The sequence below is a fragment of the Paenibacillus sp. FSL R7-269 genome (genome assembly GCF_000517865.1).
In the GTDB taxonomy this organism is placed as follows: Bacteria; Bacillota; Bacilli; order Paenibacillales; family Paenibacillaceae; genus Paenibacillus_AQ.
The window spans coordinates 26,792-42,041 of the sequence record NZ_ASPS01000003.1; the positions used below are offsets into that span (position 1 = coordinate 26,792).

Consider the following 15,250-nt stretch of genomic DNA (forward strand, 5'->3'; position numbering starts at 1 on the left):
TCTACTGGCACAAGCAAGGGCTATATTAAAAAAAGCCCATAGGGACTCCACAGATGAAAGTATGGAACGCATCGTACTTCTTAAGCAAAAGCTCGTTCCAACGGTATGTTATTTACTGTGCATGGTTGCCGCCGGAGTGCTCTATCTCGTAGGAATTAATATCGGAATCATGTTGTGTGTGCTCATAATCTTAAACGTTATTGTTGCTTTCGTTGGCGACAAAAGGATTTTATCAAAAGCAGAAATCAAGAAGAAATAAGTTTGGCTTTTTCGTGACGCAAACAGTGGCACAAAGCAAGACGAAACGGAAGTGTGGACGTTGGTATTACTACACAAGATTGTAATTGTAGATTTGCGCTTTACCATAACCAATTTTGGATGTGTGAAAAAAAGTCTCTAGGCTATAAGCTGCTCCCGGTACCCAACCGGAGGTAGCTTATTTAACTTTTGTTGCCTTCGATGCTTATTGTCAAAGTGGATATATTCTTCAATTCTTCTTTGTATTTCATCTATATTTTAGATATCACAAAGGCAGAGTCCTTCCACATTGAGATGCGAAAAGAAGCTCTCTCAGTGAGTCATGCTGATATGGGCGCCAACCTTTGGCTGAATGTATGGTATGGATGAGGAGCGTATTCGGTCCTATTTATCCATCATAGGCTAGACCAATTGCGGAAAGTTCTCATAAAGGTCTCAATAATATTTCATTTTTGGAAAACGGCCGAGATTCCAGAAGGATTCTCAGCCGTTGTACAAGGATTGCCTATGTGTATACTTCAGCACGACTTCGGAATATCCGAAATCGCAATTTCGAAATCGACGGATATCGTCCCCCGGATCACTTGTTGCTCACTGTCTAATTTGGCAGATAAGTCTACGCTTTGCATGATTACATCGTCGCCTTTGTACCGCTTGCGGGATAGATAGTAGGTCGCCAGCTCGCTGCAGAATTGGGTGTAGTTTTTTTCATGAATGAACTTGTTGTGCTCACCAAAGATACTGTAAACCTTCCGGTAAGGAATGTAGTCCGCAAATCTCTGTATCACATGATCCACGTCCCACTTATACTGATTAGCCAATTGAACGATCTTGAACAGCGCCATAAAAATCTCGTTCTCACAGGTGGAGATATACTCTATATATTCTTCCAGCACCTCAATCTGCCCATCCATTAAGCGGTAAAGGTACGTATTAGCCGTTCCCCATTCTATATATTGAGCCTTAATACGTCTTGCTTCTTCGTCATCTTCCCGTATCCAGCTATGATCCAAGTACTGAGGTACCATATCCAGTGCGGTTTTATAGTCGCCCAGCTCTTCATAAACACAGGATCTCATAAGCTGAGCATATAAAATATATGTATAGAGTGGCTTTTTATAAAATTGATTACTGCTATGCTTACGATGCACTTGTCCGTGGAGTTCATACTGAACAGTGGCTACTCTTAGCAGTTCTTCTACAGACTGAGATACTTTGTCCCACGCCTGAAGCCCGCTGTATAAATTAGCTAACTGCTTCAGCGCATCCAACTGATGGACTTCGTCCAGCTTATCGACATAATTCTCTAATAAAGTAGCAGCGATTAGATTTCCCTGTGGATCATCGCCAAGATTAATCAGGAAGAGTCGATACTGGCAGAGCGCCAATCGTTCGGAATGCTGATATTTCTCGCTGGCTCCCACATTGTCATAGATTAATGCAGCGGCCTGCCAGTTCTTCTGCTCAAACAACTCCTCGGCAACCTCGAACAGCAGCGGTGCATACAGCAGATTATCCAGTAAATTCTGCACCACCCGCTCAATACAATCCAGACGCGATAACGCCGCACATTGCAGCAGGAACGGCCGTAAACGCCGCCAAGTCGGTGTCGAATCATATAAACATTCATCCACATACTGACTGTAAAAGTAATCCTCCGGCAGCCCCATCCCGCTGGTTACGCGGGTTAGGTGGTTCATCGCCAAGGCCTGTTGGCCTTTCATCACCCGGCTGAGTGTGCCGGAATGAATTCCGCTGGCAATCGCAAACTGATTAATAGACAATTTATGTTTTGTGAGATACGCCGCTATCTCGTCCCGGATTTTGACTGTATGCTCCACTGCATTTACCACCTTTTTTATACACGTATCCGTTGGATTTTATATTTGAATTAACAGTATTTTCTAGATCAATGCTTAAGCGGGCGGCCGTTTATTCGTCCGGTAGGCATTATCGTATGTATTGAGTAGCTCATCCAGCACTACAGATTGCCGCAAAACCTCCGGATGATTCAAACCGCCATATTGAATATGTAATTTATGAAGCTTACTTCTAGCTTGCTCTATACGAATTCTAACGATTGCTGGACTATGCATGGGAATCCCGCCTCCTTATGCAACATTATAGATTTTTATGTAAAACTACAAAATATTGGACTGATTGCATTATCTGTTAAAGTGAATATATTGACAAAGTTCGGCGTGATAAGAGTTGTCCATAAAAAAGACGCCCCCGCATTAGCGGAAGACGCCTAAGGTGATACTGTATAATTGCAGCCACTTATTCAGCCGCCTGAACCATGTCCCATTACTTGAATCATTTGTTGTTGTACAGGTTTGCCCACTATCTGTGCTACAGGCACAGTAATTAGTAGAGCAATGCTACACGAGGCTAGCAATAATAGGAGTTTTCTTTTCACTTGCATCCCGCACCTCTCTTATTAAGATTTTGTATTGCATCTGCTCATCTTCTCCAGCAATATGCCTATTCTGCTCGAATAAGTCAACACATTTGAAGATGAAGCTCTCATTGTTAAGCTTAGCAGATGATTCCAAAGCTTCTAGGATATATCTTATTCCTTCACTGCGCTTATTCCGCAAACAATAGACTCCCAATTCTACAAGAAATCTGGTATGCTGATCCGCTTTAATCTGCTGATTGTACACTCCGAACTCAGTGAGATGTATCCTATAGGGCATGTAACTAGAGAAACGTTCTAAAATAGAATCCACATTCCAATTGTACAGGTTTGCAGATTTGACGATATAGAATAAGGCTACGAAAATCTCCCCTTGTTGAGTGGAAATATAGTTAACATAATCAGCTAACACCTCTATTTGTCCATCGAGTAAGCGATACAGATAAGTATTAGCCTTGCCCCATTCCTGAAACTGCGCTACAGTCCTCTTCGCTTCCTCACTTACTTCATGTATCCAATTCACGTCCAAATATAGAGGCACAAGGTCAAGAGCCGCTTTGTAATCCCCACATTCTCCGTATGCATTTGAACGCATTAGATGGGCATACAATATATAGAAGCAAAGAGGTCTTTCTCCGCTTTTCACTGCGTCTTTATTTCTCGAATGACAATAAAGATCATACCGGATTGTAGCAATCCGTAGTAGCTCAAGAGCAAGCTCATTTACTTTACTCCATAATTGCAATGAGAAGTAGACATCCATTAAATTCCTCAACGCATCCAACTGATCCGCCTCATCCAAGCGCGGGATGTAGCTCTCGAACAGGGTAGCTGCGCGCAGGTTCGTGCTCTGGTCATCACCCAGGGCAATCAGGAACAGGCGGTATTGGCAAGTGGCCAGGCGTTCGGAATACTGGTATTTCTCGCTGGCGCTTACATTCTCATAGAGCAGTGCCGCCGCCGGCCAGTGGCCCTGTTGGAACAAGCCTTCCGCTACTTCATACAGCATGGGAACATAGGTCAGATTATCCAGCAGGTTCTCCACCAGAAGCCCGATACAATCCGTTCGCCCCAGTTCCGCACACTTCACAATGAACGGGCGAAGCCGCCGCCAGGTCGGTGCCGAATAATAGAAGCATTCTTCCACGTACAAGCTGTAAAAAAAATCCTCGCCAAGCCCCATTCCTGCAGTGATTGACTCCAGATGGCTCATGGCAATGGGCTGATGGCCATTAATAATCCGGCTCAGTGTCCCGGAATTAATACCGGAGCTTATGGCGAACTGATTAATGGACAGCCCATGCTGGGTTAGATAATCTGCAAGCTGGTCTCGAATCATGACTGCAGGCTTCAAAGCAACACCACCTCCCACATTCCATAATTTAGAACTTTATGTTTATATCTGTATGTTAGAGGATGGGATTTCAACCGTCAATAGAATAGAGTCAAATAAAACAACTATATCGCGAAAGTGTGAAGAATTCGAAACAGTTTGGCAACGGGCTGGCCGAACCTTACGATAAGGGGAGAGTTTATGAGAAAAATAAGCATCATTTCAATTTCAATGATAATATTACTTGTTTTCATATATGTCTTAGTCAGACCAAATCCTGAGATTGTTAGCGTCAGTCTTATTTCCGAAACAGCGGAAATTACTTACACTGATAACGATAGTATTCGAATATTCAGCGATGCTATAAGAACTGTGAAAAAAGTACGCGGGGCTGTTGATGTGGGTCCCCCCACATATCGAATGAATGTTACTTACGCGGATAGCGAAGTTGTGAAATTCAGCCTTTATTTAGATTATAAAATCAAAAGTGGATTTTTGATTAATGATAGTAATAGCGAAAAAATGTTGAAATTAAAAGAAAGCAGTTCTAAAGAATTAACAGATCTATTGAGTAAAGACTAATTTAAGAGAAATCACTTAGCCATACAACAGGCCCCACAACTGGACTCCCATGTAGACGGCGATCGCCCAGATCAGCAGGGCGGAAACGGTATTCAGCCCCTTCATGACCTTGCCAGAAGCAGCCAGCCTGCCGAGCTGGCGGCCCGCTGCAGCAAGACCGAGGAACCAGAGCCAGGAGACGGCCACTGTCGCCGCCGCGAAGGTCCAGCGCACCGCCCCTTCGTATTGCAGCGAGCTGGTCCCGATCACGCCCACCGTATCCAGAAGGGCATGAGGGTTCAGGAGGGACACAGACAGCGCATAGAGGATCTGTCCCTTCGCTGATAGCCGGCCCGACTCATCCTTCGCTGGAGCAGAGCGCCAGATTCTCCAGCCCATGAAGGTGAGGAACAGAATGCCTGCCCCATATATAACAGGCGTCACCCAGCGTAGCGATAAAATGACCAAGGAGACTCCGCCGACTGCGGCAGCGATAAACAGTGTGTCGCACACCGCTGCCGTCAGTACGACAGGCAGCACACTGCGGAATCTGGCATGCTGCGCCCCTTGATTGAAGACGAATATATTCTGCACGCCCAGCGGCAGAATCAGCCCGAAGGCCAGGATCATTCCATGTAGAATGGCCTGTACCATTTCTTTTCCCCCTCTTATCTTCCTTTTAGTGCTTCCAGGGTAAACCAGCTTCACAGGCTTCCTCCAGCTAAGCCTACTGATCGTACTCTGTTATAACAGCTGTCGTAACCATCCAAGTTCTTCGACATATACCAACCAAGACGAATGAAAGGGGAGGAATCATGGTAGACTGGAAGAAAGAAGGAACGAGAACGAGAGAACGAAATGAGGGATAATGTTAGTCAGTAGCGGCTGTGAGGGGGGACAACCGTTCGGTAGCCTGCCCTCGCAGTGGATAATGTGTTCGGTTTTTCGCATACATTAGAACCGATTACTTGCGCAGAGAGCAGTATGTTCGGTTTTTCCCTTTTGCACAATAATTCGTCCGGAAGGAGCCTGCTCTTGACACATGCACAAAGGCCCAACCATACAACAATAGACATAAGCACGCCCGGCCCATCCGTACATACGGAGGATTCTCGGCCCGCAGCTACTGGATCACAGCAAGCTGGTGCCCGCTCCGGCCTGCCGGACACCTGGAAGCCGGACCCGGCTTCTCCGCTGCCGCTTCACGGCCAGATCTCAGCTCACTTCCTGGCCAAGATCAGCACCGGGGCCTGGCCTCCCGGGATGCGTCTGGCCCCGCAGCGGGAGCTCAGCCGCCAGCTCGGAGTGAACCGCAGTACGGTGGTCACCGCACTGGGCCAGCTGACCGCGCTGGGCCTGATCGAAGGCAGGCGCGGCGGCGGAACGATAGTTACAGGCGTGCGTTCAACGCTCCCGGCTTCCGGCGGTTCCGCCGGACAGTCCGGAGAAGCCGGGGAAGCGGAGCCCTCTGAGCGGCAACGCTCAGGCAACTGGAACGATTATGTGGAGGAGGGAATTCATTATCCCAACCTGCCCACCATTCAGGACATTAACCGGCTCGAATATAAGCCGGGCCTGATCCGCCTTGGCACGGGTGAGCCAGCGCCCGGGCTGCTGCCTGGAGCAGCGATGAATGAGGTGCTGGCCGGACTGGCGCAGCGGATTCTTCCTCCGCTCTCCTATGAAGAGCCGCTCGGTAATCCGGCGCTGCGGACAGCGGTCAGCCGGTTACTGGCCCGGAGCGGCATTACCGCTGGACCGGACTCCATTCTGATTACCTCCGGCGCACTCCAGGGGCTTCAGCTCATTGCCCTCGGGCTGCTGCCGCGCGGTACGTCTATTCTGCTGGAGAAGCCGTCTTATCTGTATTCGATTCATGCCTTTCAGTCTGCGGGTGTGAAATTCAGCGGCCTGCCTATGGATGAGCGTGGTCTGATCCCGGACCAGCTTGCAGCCGAGGCGGTCCGCAGTAAGGCCGCGATGCTCTACAGTATCCCTTCTTTTCACAATCCAACCGGAATCCTGATGGATGCCGGACGCCGCCGGGAGCTGATGGAGGTCACAGGCAGACTCGGGCTGCCCATCCTGGAGGATGGGGCCTACCAGGAATTATGGCTGGACGTCCCCCCTCCGCCGCCGCTGAAGGCACTGGATTATGAGGGGCGGGTCCTGCATCTGGGCACCCTGTCCAAGGCTGTCAGCCCCGGGCTGCGCATCGGCTGGATTGCCGGACCGGAGCCGGTCGTCCGGCGGCTGGCCGACATCAAGATGCAGAGCGATTACGGCGCAAGCTCCCTGTCTCAGCTGGCGGCCGCAAGCTGGCTTACGGGCGGCTATCATGAAGAGCACCTGCAGGTACTGCGCAGCAGACTCCGCGCGCGCCGCAGCCATATGCTTGAGCTGCTGCAGCTCCATTGCACCGGACTGGCAACCTGGAATGTTCCGTCAGGAGGCTTCTATATCTGGCTGTCTCTCCACCAGGCGGTCCCTCCGCGCAAGCTGTTCACCGCAGCGCTGCGCGCCGGACTGCTGCTGAATACAGGCGATCTGTATGACCGCAGCGACGTCCGGCATCTCAGACTGTCCTATGCTTATGCCTCGGCGGCTGAACTAGAGCAGGGCATCCCCCTGCTGGCTGAGTTAATCCGGCAGGGACTTTGATTGCAGACAGCACACACACGGATTCTAACGATACGGTGCGCAAATAGCCCCTAACCCTGACAACATCATTTGTGTGTCATGGTTAGGGGCTACACTGTTTGTACTCCTAGCCGTTGAAAGCCCGAACTGGGTTGCCGGGGCGGACCCTCCGCATCAACGGCAGGTTCATCTGCTCTGCTGCGGCAGACGCACGATGAAGGCCGTCCCCTCTCCGGGACGGCTCGTTACGTGTACGCTGCCTTCGTGGAGCTCTACGATCTTCTTCACGAGCGGGAGGCCCAGCCCGCTTCCGCTTCCGCTGCTGACGCTTCTGGACTTATCCGCCTTATAGAAGCGTTCGAAGATCCGCTCCAGCTCCTCTTCGGTCATACCGATCCCGCTGTCCCTAACCTCCACCTCCACCCACTCCCCCATGCTGCGCACGATGACGGTGATGCGTCCGCCCTGCGGAGTGAACTTGATACTGTTATGCAGCAGGTTGGTCCATACCTGGCTCAGCAGATCCTGTACCGCGCTCACGGTGGTCTCCTGAAGCTCGGCCTCCACTTCAATCTCCTTGCCCAGCCACTGCGGCTCTGCGGCCAGGATCATCGCCTGCACTTGCTTATCCAGCCTATAAGGCTTGCGCTCGAACGGGAAGCTCTCCGCCTCCAGCACGGACAGCTTCAGCAGATTGTCGCTCAGGCCGGACAGACGGCGGCTCTCCGCTTCAATAATATCCAGGTAATGCTTGCGGATGTCCGGACTGAGGTTCTCCTCTTGCAGCGCGGCAGCGAACCCGCGGATCGAGGTCAGTGGCGACTGGATCTCATGGGAGACGCTTGCGATGAAGTCCTGCCGCATCAGCTCCATCCGGCTCAGCTCGCTCGCCATTTCATTAATTCCTTCCACAATCCCTCCGAACTGCCGGTACTGGCCGCTGTTCTCCAGTTCAATCTTGAAATCGCCCTGCGAGATCTGCCGCATGGCCGTAAGGATCGGCCTATAGAAATTCTGATCCTCGCCGCGTGTAGCGAAGGCAATAATCGCCCCGCTGACGAAAAAGATGATAATCTGCATAGCCATAACAAACAGGTGATACCCGTATTCAGAGAAGGACCAGCCGAAATGACGGACCAGCAGTCTTGATCCGAAATAGCTCCCGTTCCAGGAGATATAGAGCATAATCAACATTCCGGCTATAGGTCCAACTATACCGATTTTCTCCCATATCTTCATGATTCTACGCTTCATGCCTATCCCTCCAGCCGGTAGCCAAGCCCCCGGATCGTACGAATGGAGAATCCGAATCGCTCCTGCGGGAACCGCTCGCGCAGACGGCCCACATGTACATCCAGCGTCCGCTCATTGCCTTCATAATCATAGCCCCAAATCTCTTCAATGAGCCGGTCGCGGGTCAGCGTCTGCCCCCGGTAACTGGCCAGCTTGAAGAGCAGCTCGAATTCCTTCAGCGGCAGCGTGAACTCGCCATGCTCGGACAGCACTTCGTAGGTTGTGCGGTTCATCCGCAGACTGCCTACGGTAACACTCTGGGCGGCGGAAATCTGGTAACGCTTCAGCAGTGCCTTGACCCTGGCGATCAGCACCGGCGGCTCGAACGGCTTGACCAGATAGTCGTCTGTGCCCAGCTCGAAGCCTTTGACAATCTGCGAGGTCTCCCCTTTGGCCGTCAGCATTAGTATCGGAAAATCATACTGCTTACGCAGCTCCCGGCACAGCTCCCAGCCGTCCATATTCGGCATCATAATATCAATGATCGCCATATCCGCCGTGCTCTCTTCGAGCAGCCGCAGCGCCTCCAGTCCGTCAGAAGCGCTCAGCACCTCCGCCATCCCTTCAGCTCTCAGGAACACTCCCACCAATTCGCGGATATGCGGATCGTCGTCCACTACCAGTATTTTGACCATAGTCTGTAGTCCCCTCCTCTATCCCTTGGCTCAGAAGCTCGGGTGTGTTCAGCTGCAGCTGCTGCTCGGCGAATTCACGGTACAGCTCATGGTCCCTCAGCAGCTCCTCATGCGTGCCCTTGCCGGTAATCCGGCCCTTTTCCATGAAAATAATCTGATCCGCGTTCACCACCGTAGCTAATCTGTGGGCGATTACAATTGTGGTCCGGCCCTGCATCAGATTGCCCAGCGCTTTCTGCACTACGGCCTCCGACTGGCTGTCGAGGCTTGAGGTTGCCTCATCCAGCATGAGTATCTTCGGATCGCGCAGCAGCGCTCTGGCGATGGCAATCCGCTGCCGCTGTCCGCCGGACAGCTTCACCCCACGCTCACCGACATCCGTGTTGTACCCGTCCGGCAGCTCTTCAATGAAGCCGTCAGCGTAGGCCATGGCCGCAGCCCGCTTCAGCTCCTCCTTGCTGATCTCGCGGTCCAGCCCGTATCCGAGATTCTCGGCAATGGTACCGGCCAGCAGCGGACTTTCCTGTGAGACATAACCGATTCGCTTCCGCCAGGATTTCAGGGAGAACATCGATACCGGCTTGCCGTCCAGCCTGATGACTCCGCTCTGCGGTTCATAGAAGCGTTCCAGCAGCGAGAACAGGGTTGTTTTACCACCGCCGCTTGGGCCGACAATGGCGGTCACCTGCCCTGGCTGCATAGTAAAGCTTACCTTGCTGAGCACCTTCTCCCCCGTCTTGTATCCGAAGCTGAGGTCTTCCACCGCAATCGGCCCCTCTGTGCCCTCAGCCTCTTCCACACCTTCATACACCTCTTCCTCTGCTGCAAGGGTCTCAATGATCCGCTCGGAGGCCCCCTTGGCCTTCTGGAGCTGGGTGAAGAATTGCGTCAGCTGTGTCAGTGGCATAATAATCTGAATCAGATACAGAATAAAGGCGACCAGTTCACCGGCGGTGAGCGCCCCTGAGGATACCTGCATCCCGCCATAGCCGATAATAACCACCAGCAGCATCATGAAGACGAAGGAGATCAGCGGGCTGATCAGGGCGCTGATCTTGCCCTCACGAATCCCGAAGCCCAGCAGGTTCATAATCCCTTGCCGTCCGGCTTCATACTCCTTCTGCTCCGCTCCCGAGGATTTCACCAGCCGGATCTCGGACAATACGCCGCTGAGCACAGCGGTGAAGGAGGCCGTCTCGTCTTGCGTTCCCTTGGAGATCTTGTACATCTGCCGTCCCAGCGGCACCAGAATCAGCGCCGACAGCGGAAGCACCGTGAACAGCACCAGCGTCATTTTCCAGTTCAGATAGAACAGCACCAGGACAGAGCCGACAATGGAGATGAGGCCGGTGAACAGACTGGCCAGATGCTCCGAGATCAGTGTCTTGAGAATTCCTGTATCATTAGTCATCCGGCTAACGCTCTCGCCTGTCCGGTTCTCATTATAGTAGGATACGGGCAGCACCAGAAATTTGCGCCACAGCCTGTCACGCAGCCCGGCCACGACTTTTTGCCCGACGGCATTCAAGAGGTAAATCGAGACTCCGCCGGCCACGGTCTGCGCAATGAACGCTCCGGCGATGGCTGCAATCTGCAGCTTGCTGACCGAAGCCAGCGAGAAGCCGTCCACCAGATTCTTCGTGAACATGGGAATCACCAGACCGACAAGGGTCGAAATGATACTGAGGCCAAGGGCCAGCGCCAGCAGCAGATAAGATGGCTTGGTTTCGTGCAGCAGCTTCAGGAAGGGCTTCATGGCCGCGCCCTGCTTCTGCGGTGCTTGCTTGTTTTTCATAAGAACTCCCCTTTTCCGGCAGATAGATGTATGGAGCAGTGGGGCCCCGCTTCCGCCATATAACCCAGAATAACTGGCCTATGTAAACTGAAGTTAAACAGATATTTTGCCATTGATTTGTAATTCCCCATAAAAGTTGGTTTGTATCCCTTTTCAACAAATGTTACAGTGATATCAGCGGCATCATAAGACGGCCACAGTAAGAATGCAGGCATCCTAGCGGGAAAGGAGTGCAAAGTTTGCGGGATCATCTCGATAAGCAGCTGTCTTTCACCTCTCTGAAATGGTTCAACTTCTTCGTGTATGGAACGGTTGTCCTCTTCACCAGCTTCTTTCCCTTATATCTACAGGATGTAGGGATGAATAAGCTGGAGATTGGGAGCCTAATGTCTGTAGGCGCACTGGTCTCCATTATTGCCAACCCCTTCTGGGGCATCTGGAGTGACCGGTATCAGAATATCCGGCGGATTGTCCTCGTCATGCTGACGGGAACGCTGGTCTTGACCCAACTTGTCTTTCAGGCCAATACATATGAAATGATCTACATATCCATTCTGTTCTTCTATTTCTTCCAGGGGCCGCTGTTCGCCCAGAGCAACACGATGATTCTCAGCTATATTGACGGAACCAGCCGCAGCTTTGGCTCATTCCGGTTATGGGGATCGCTAGGCTGGGCTTTCACCGCCATCCTTGCCGGTCCCGTGATTGAATGGGCCGGCATCTCTGTGCTGTCCTATCTGTTTGCGTCACTGCTCTGTGCAGCGATGATTGCACTGATCACGCTGCCGAAGCTGGACCATTCGATCGGAATCGCCCCCTTGCCCTTCAAAGGCATGAGCCAGATCTTCCATAACCCGTTCTTCCTGTGCTTCATCCTCTTCGGCATCCTGGTCTCGATTCCGAATACGATGAATAACACCTTTGTGTCACTGTACATCACGGAGCTGGGCGGAAGCAAGACGATGATCGGTCTCGCTGTGTTCCTGTCCTCCATCCTGGAGATGGGCGTGCTGCTCCTCTGCAATTACTTTCTCCGGCGCAGAATCCCGGTCCTGCTGGCCTCGCTCACTCTGGTCAGTGCGCTGTTCTTCCTCCGCTGGTGGCTGATGGCCGATGCAACGACACCGCTGCAGGTCGCGCTGATTCAGGTGCTGCACTCCATTACCTTCGGCGGGTTCTTCTATGTCGGAACCCAGTTGACCATGCTGCTGGTGCCGAGGCCTTACCGTTCCTCGGGACAAGCGCTCTACACGCTCACCTGGAGCGGAATGTCCGGTATTCTCGGCGGCGTCCTCGGCGGCTGGATGTATCAGACCCTTGGCGCGCAGACGATGTATCAATCCGGTGCGCTTCTTGCCCTGTTCGGGGCAATCGGCTTCGGAATGATGTGGCTCACTGTCATTCGCGGCAGCTACCGCCCTCCCGCTGATCCCGAGGATGAGCTGGCGGAGGACTAGCAGTGCGCAGGATATAGCAAACAGGCTTGGCCTCCCGGCGGGAGACCAAGCCTGTTTGCTTATATGCAGCTCATCTAGCCTTTTTTGGGCTGGAAGGAGCTTTTGAGGGATACAATCAGATTGAACACCAGATGCTCCGGCGACGAATACTTGCTGTCTACGTTGAAGTACCCGTGACGGAAGAACTGGAACTTGTCCTGTGCCACGCTGTCCTTCAGCCCTGGCTCCACGAAGCCCTGCAGGATCTCGATGGACTTCGGATTCAGCTGATCCAGGAAGGTTGGCTCCGGCTTATCAGCGGAAGCTTCCAGACCTTCTACTTCGGCATCCGTCTCTGCCTCTTCAGCAGAGATCAGCGGCTCATAGAGGCGGAATTCCGCCGGTACAGCCTGTCCGGCATCTACCCAGTGCAGCGTTCCCTTAACCTTGCGGCCGGTGAACCCGCTGCCGCTCTTCGTCTCAGGATCATAGGTACAATGCAGCTCCACCACTTCGCCGTTCTCATCCTTGATGAAGTCGTTGCACTTGATGAAATAAGCATTCTTAAGGCGCACTTCATTGCCGGGGAACAAGCGGAAATACTTATTCGGCGGAATCTCCATGAAGTCATCGCGTTCAATATAGATCTCACGGGAGAATGGAATCTGACGGTTGCCCATCTCCGGGTTCTCCACATTGTTCTCAATTTCGAAGTATTCGGTCTCGCCTTCGGGGTAATTCGTAATAACCACCTTCAGCGGCCGCAGCACAGACATCGTCCGGGGAACCGTCAGCTTGAGATCTTCACGGATGAAGTGCTCCAGCATCTGCAGGTCCACCAGTCCCTGGCTCTTCGAGATACCGGTCTCATGCACGAAGCTGCGGATGGCCTCCGGCGTATAGCCGCGGCGGCGCAGCCCGGAGATCGTAGGCATGCGGGGATCATCCCAGCCGTCCACATGGCCTTCATCCACCAGCAGCTTCAGCTTGCGCTTGCTCGTAACCGTCTGGGCCAGATTAAGGCGTCCGAACTCATACTGATGTGGCGCAGCCTCCATCTCACATTCCGCTACAACCCAGTCATAGAACGGGCGCTGATCCTCAAACTCCAGGGAGCAGAGAGAATGGGTGACATGCTCAATGGCATCCTCCAGCGGATGTGCGAAGGTATACATCGGATAAATGCACCATGCGTCGCCCGTATTGTGGTGATGGGAGTGGGAGATCCGGTAGATGACCGGGTCACGCAGATTGATGTTAGGAGAGGACATATCAATTTTGGCGCGCAGTACCTTCTCGCCGTCCTTGAATTCTCCCGCCTTCATGCGGTGGAACAGATCAAGGTTCTCTTCTGCTCTGCGTTCGCGGTAAGGGCTGTTCTTCCCCGGCTCCGTTAGGGTTCCCCGGAATTCACGGATCTGCTCGGCGCTGAGATCATCAACATAGGCCTTACCCTTCTTGATCAGCAGCTCGGCCCGCGCATACATCTCCCCGAAATAATCGGAGGCGAACCGCAGCTCCTCCCATTCATACCCGAGCCATTTCACATCCTCCTGGATGGAGTTGACATATTCGGTATCTTCCTTGAGCGGATTCGTGTCATCGAATCTCAGATGGGTCTTGCCGCCGAACTCATCCGCCAGCGTGAAGTTAATCCAGATCGCCTTGGCATGTCCGATATGTAAATAACCGTTCGGCTCCGGTGGAAAGCGGGTGACGACTTCCTTAACCTTACCCGAGCGGAGATCTTCGGTAATGACGTTCTTAATGAAATTGGAGGGTGTACCCTGGTTCTCCACATTGATCAACCTTTCATTCTGTAATATAACTACTTCCTTGTATGAACATGTTTCCTACTAATATACCCGTTAAGCAGGGAATGTTCAATAAAAGTTAAGCAGCGCCCGCATCCTTTGACTTCTCTCCCGGCGATGGAGTAGCATGATAAATATAGGAATATTACGCTAAAGGGGGATGCTTATGCAACCGGTAAAACTGCCTAAAGAGCAGCGGGAGATGATTACGGAGAATATCCGTGCCTACTTCGAAGCTGAGCGCGGGGAAACGATAGGCCACCTGGCCGCAGACAATCTGTTGGAGTTCTTCCTGAAGGAGCTGGGACCGGCAATCTATAACGGGGCGCTCAGCGACTGCCGCACGCTTGCCCTCCAGCGTATGCAAGCCCTGGAGGAAGACATCTACGCCTTGGAGTGGCAGAAGCGTTAGTTCAGCGAGGCTTATAACTCACAACGCATAGGGGGGCAGCCGCATGTTTAATTATGTCATAGATGAAGAGCTGAAGCTGAAGCTGCTCATGCCGGAGCATGCCCGTCAGATGTTCGCCCTGGTGGAACGCTCCCGCCACCGGCTCAGGCAGTGGCTGCCTTGGGTGGATGGCGTATCCGAACAGGCTCATCTTACCACGTTCATCAAGAACTCCGTGAAGCAGGGCATTGATAACGGGGGCTTCACTGCCGGACTGTGGGTCCGGGAGGAATTGGCCGGAATTATCGGCTATCACGAGATTGACTGGCATAACCGCTCAGTCGGCATCGGCTACTGGCTGGGCGAGGGTTATGAGGGACAAGGCTATATGACCAGTGCCTGCCGGGTCTTTGTCGATTACGCCCTGCTGGAGCTGGACCTGAACCGCATCGAGATCCGCTGCGCTACAGGCAACCTGGCCAGCAGAGCGATCCCCGAACGGCTGGGATTCATCTTCGAAGGGGTCATCCGCCAGGCCGAGAAGCTGCCTGCCGGTTATGTGAACCACGCAGTGTACGGCCTGCTGCGCAGCGAATGGAAGCTGCTGGGCTGAAACTAACTATTTCAATTGCTCTTTTTCCACTTGTTTTCGGTTATTTGCCAGATGTAGGCGAG

14 protein-coding genes are annotated in these 15,250 nt (G+C 52.5%); 5 read left to right on the forward strand and 9 right to left on the reverse strand.

Annotated features, from left to right (window positions below; all coding sequences use genetic code 11):
• Window positions 1-396: 396 nt before the first annotated feature.
• The 4 genes from C162_RS37530 to C162_RS01120 form a co-directional block, all read right to left on the reverse strand.
• Window positions 397-513: an IS3 family transposase gene (locus C162_RS37530; RefSeq protein WP_084648771.1), complete on the reverse strand. Its 117-nt coding sequence runs from the start codon at window positions 511-513 to the stop codon at window positions 397-399.
• Window positions 514-776: 263 nt separating this feature from the next.
• On the reverse strand, window positions 777-2,099 hold the full coding sequence (locus tag C162_RS01110) for a helix-turn-helix domain-containing protein (RefSeq protein ID WP_051493122.1): 1,323 nt from the start codon (window positions 2,097-2,099) through the stop codon (window positions 777-779).
• Between the two features lie 75 nt (window positions 2,100-2,174).
• Entirely contained in the window at window positions 2,175-2,354 is a 180-nt protein-coding gene (locus tag C162_RS01115; RefSeq protein WP_036690386.1) for an aspartyl-phosphate phosphatase Spo0E family protein, read from the reverse strand.
• A 285-nt stretch (window positions 2,355-2,639) separates the two neighbouring features.
• The gene (locus C162_RS01120; RefSeq protein ID WP_305954395.1) at window positions 2,640-4,031 is read right to left on the reverse strand and encodes a helix-turn-helix domain-containing protein; all 1,392 of its coding nucleotides are present in this window, start codon (window positions 4,029-4,031) and stop codon (window positions 2,640-2,642) included.
• Between the two features lie 180 nt (window positions 4,032-4,211).
• On the opposite strand from C162_RS01120, the gene C162_RS01125 reads away from it, so the two are divergent.
• Complete coding sequence (locus C162_RS01125; protein WP_036690387.1) at window positions 4,212-4,592, forward strand: hypothetical protein; 381 nt, start codon at window positions 4,212-4,214, stop codon at window positions 4,590-4,592.
• Between the two features lie 15 nt (window positions 4,593-4,607).
• Here the strand turns inward: C162_RS01125 and C162_RS01130 are convergent, their stop codons facing one another.
• On the reverse strand, window positions 4,608-5,225 hold the full coding sequence (locus C162_RS01130; protein ID WP_036690389.1) for a LysE/ArgO family amino acid transporter: 618 nt from the start codon (window positions 5,223-5,225) through the stop codon (window positions 4,608-4,610).
• Window positions 5,226-5,729: 504 nt separating this feature from the next.
• Between C162_RS01130 and C162_RS01135 the strand changes: the two genes are divergently transcribed.
• On the forward strand, window positions 5,730-7,232 hold the full coding sequence (locus C162_RS01135; RefSeq protein ID WP_036690428.1) for an aminotransferase-like domain-containing protein: 1,503 nt from the start codon (window positions 5,730-5,732) through the stop codon (window positions 7,230-7,232).
• Window positions 7,233-7,397: 165 nt separating this feature from the next.
• Here C162_RS01135 and C162_RS01140 read toward each other — a convergent pair whose 3' ends face one another.
• From C162_RS01140 to C162_RS01150, 3 genes are read right to left on the reverse strand one after another with little or no spacing between them, the layout of a single operon-like run.
• Window positions 7,398-8,465, reverse strand: a complete 1,068-nt coding sequence (locus C162_RS01140) for a sensor histidine kinase (protein WP_036690390.1) — start codon at window positions 8,463-8,465, stop codon at window positions 7,398-7,400.
• A gap of 2 nt (window positions 8,466-8,467) precedes the next feature.
• Window positions 8,468-9,139 (reverse strand): response regulator transcription factor, encoded by a 672-nt coding sequence (locus C162_RS01145; protein WP_036690391.1) that lies wholly within the window; start codon window positions 9,137-9,139, stop codon window positions 8,468-8,470.
• Complete coding sequence (locus C162_RS01150; protein ID WP_036690393.1) at window positions 9,069-10,934, reverse strand: ABC transporter ATP-binding protein; 1,866 nt, start codon at window positions 10,932-10,934, stop codon at window positions 9,069-9,071. Before C162_RS01150 ends, C162_RS01145 begins: the two co-directional genes overlap by 71 nt.
• A 230-nt stretch (window positions 10,935-11,164) precedes the next feature.
• Here C162_RS01150 and C162_RS01155 point away from each other — a divergent pair, with 230 nt between their 5' ends.
• Entirely contained in the window at window positions 11,165-12,391 is a 1,227-nt protein-coding gene (locus C162_RS01155; protein WP_372238084.1) for an MFS transporter, read from the forward strand.
• Window positions 12,392-12,465: 74 nt separating this feature from the next.
• On the opposite strand, the gene C162_RS01160 is transcribed toward C162_RS01155, so the two are convergent.
• Window positions 12,466-14,169: a glutamine--tRNA ligase/YqeY domain fusion protein gene (locus C162_RS01160; RefSeq protein WP_036690432.1), complete on the reverse strand. Its 1,704-nt coding sequence runs from the start codon at window positions 14,167-14,169 to the stop codon at window positions 12,466-12,468.
• A 181-nt stretch (window positions 14,170-14,350) separates the two neighbouring features.
• Between C162_RS01160 and C162_RS01165 the strand changes: the two genes are divergently transcribed.
• Together C162_RS01165 and C162_RS01170 are read left to right on the forward strand one after the other, a co-directional pair.
• Complete coding sequence (locus tag C162_RS01165) at window positions 14,351-14,596, forward strand: DUF2164 domain-containing protein (RefSeq protein WP_036690395.1); 246 nt, start codon at window positions 14,351-14,353, stop codon at window positions 14,594-14,596.
• A gap of 43 nt (window positions 14,597-14,639) precedes the next feature.
• On the forward strand, window positions 14,640-15,188 hold the full coding sequence (locus C162_RS01170) for a GNAT family N-acetyltransferase (RefSeq protein ID WP_036690396.1): 549 nt from the start codon (window positions 14,640-14,642) through the stop codon (window positions 15,186-15,188).
• Window positions 15,189-15,250 lie beyond the last annotated feature (62 nt).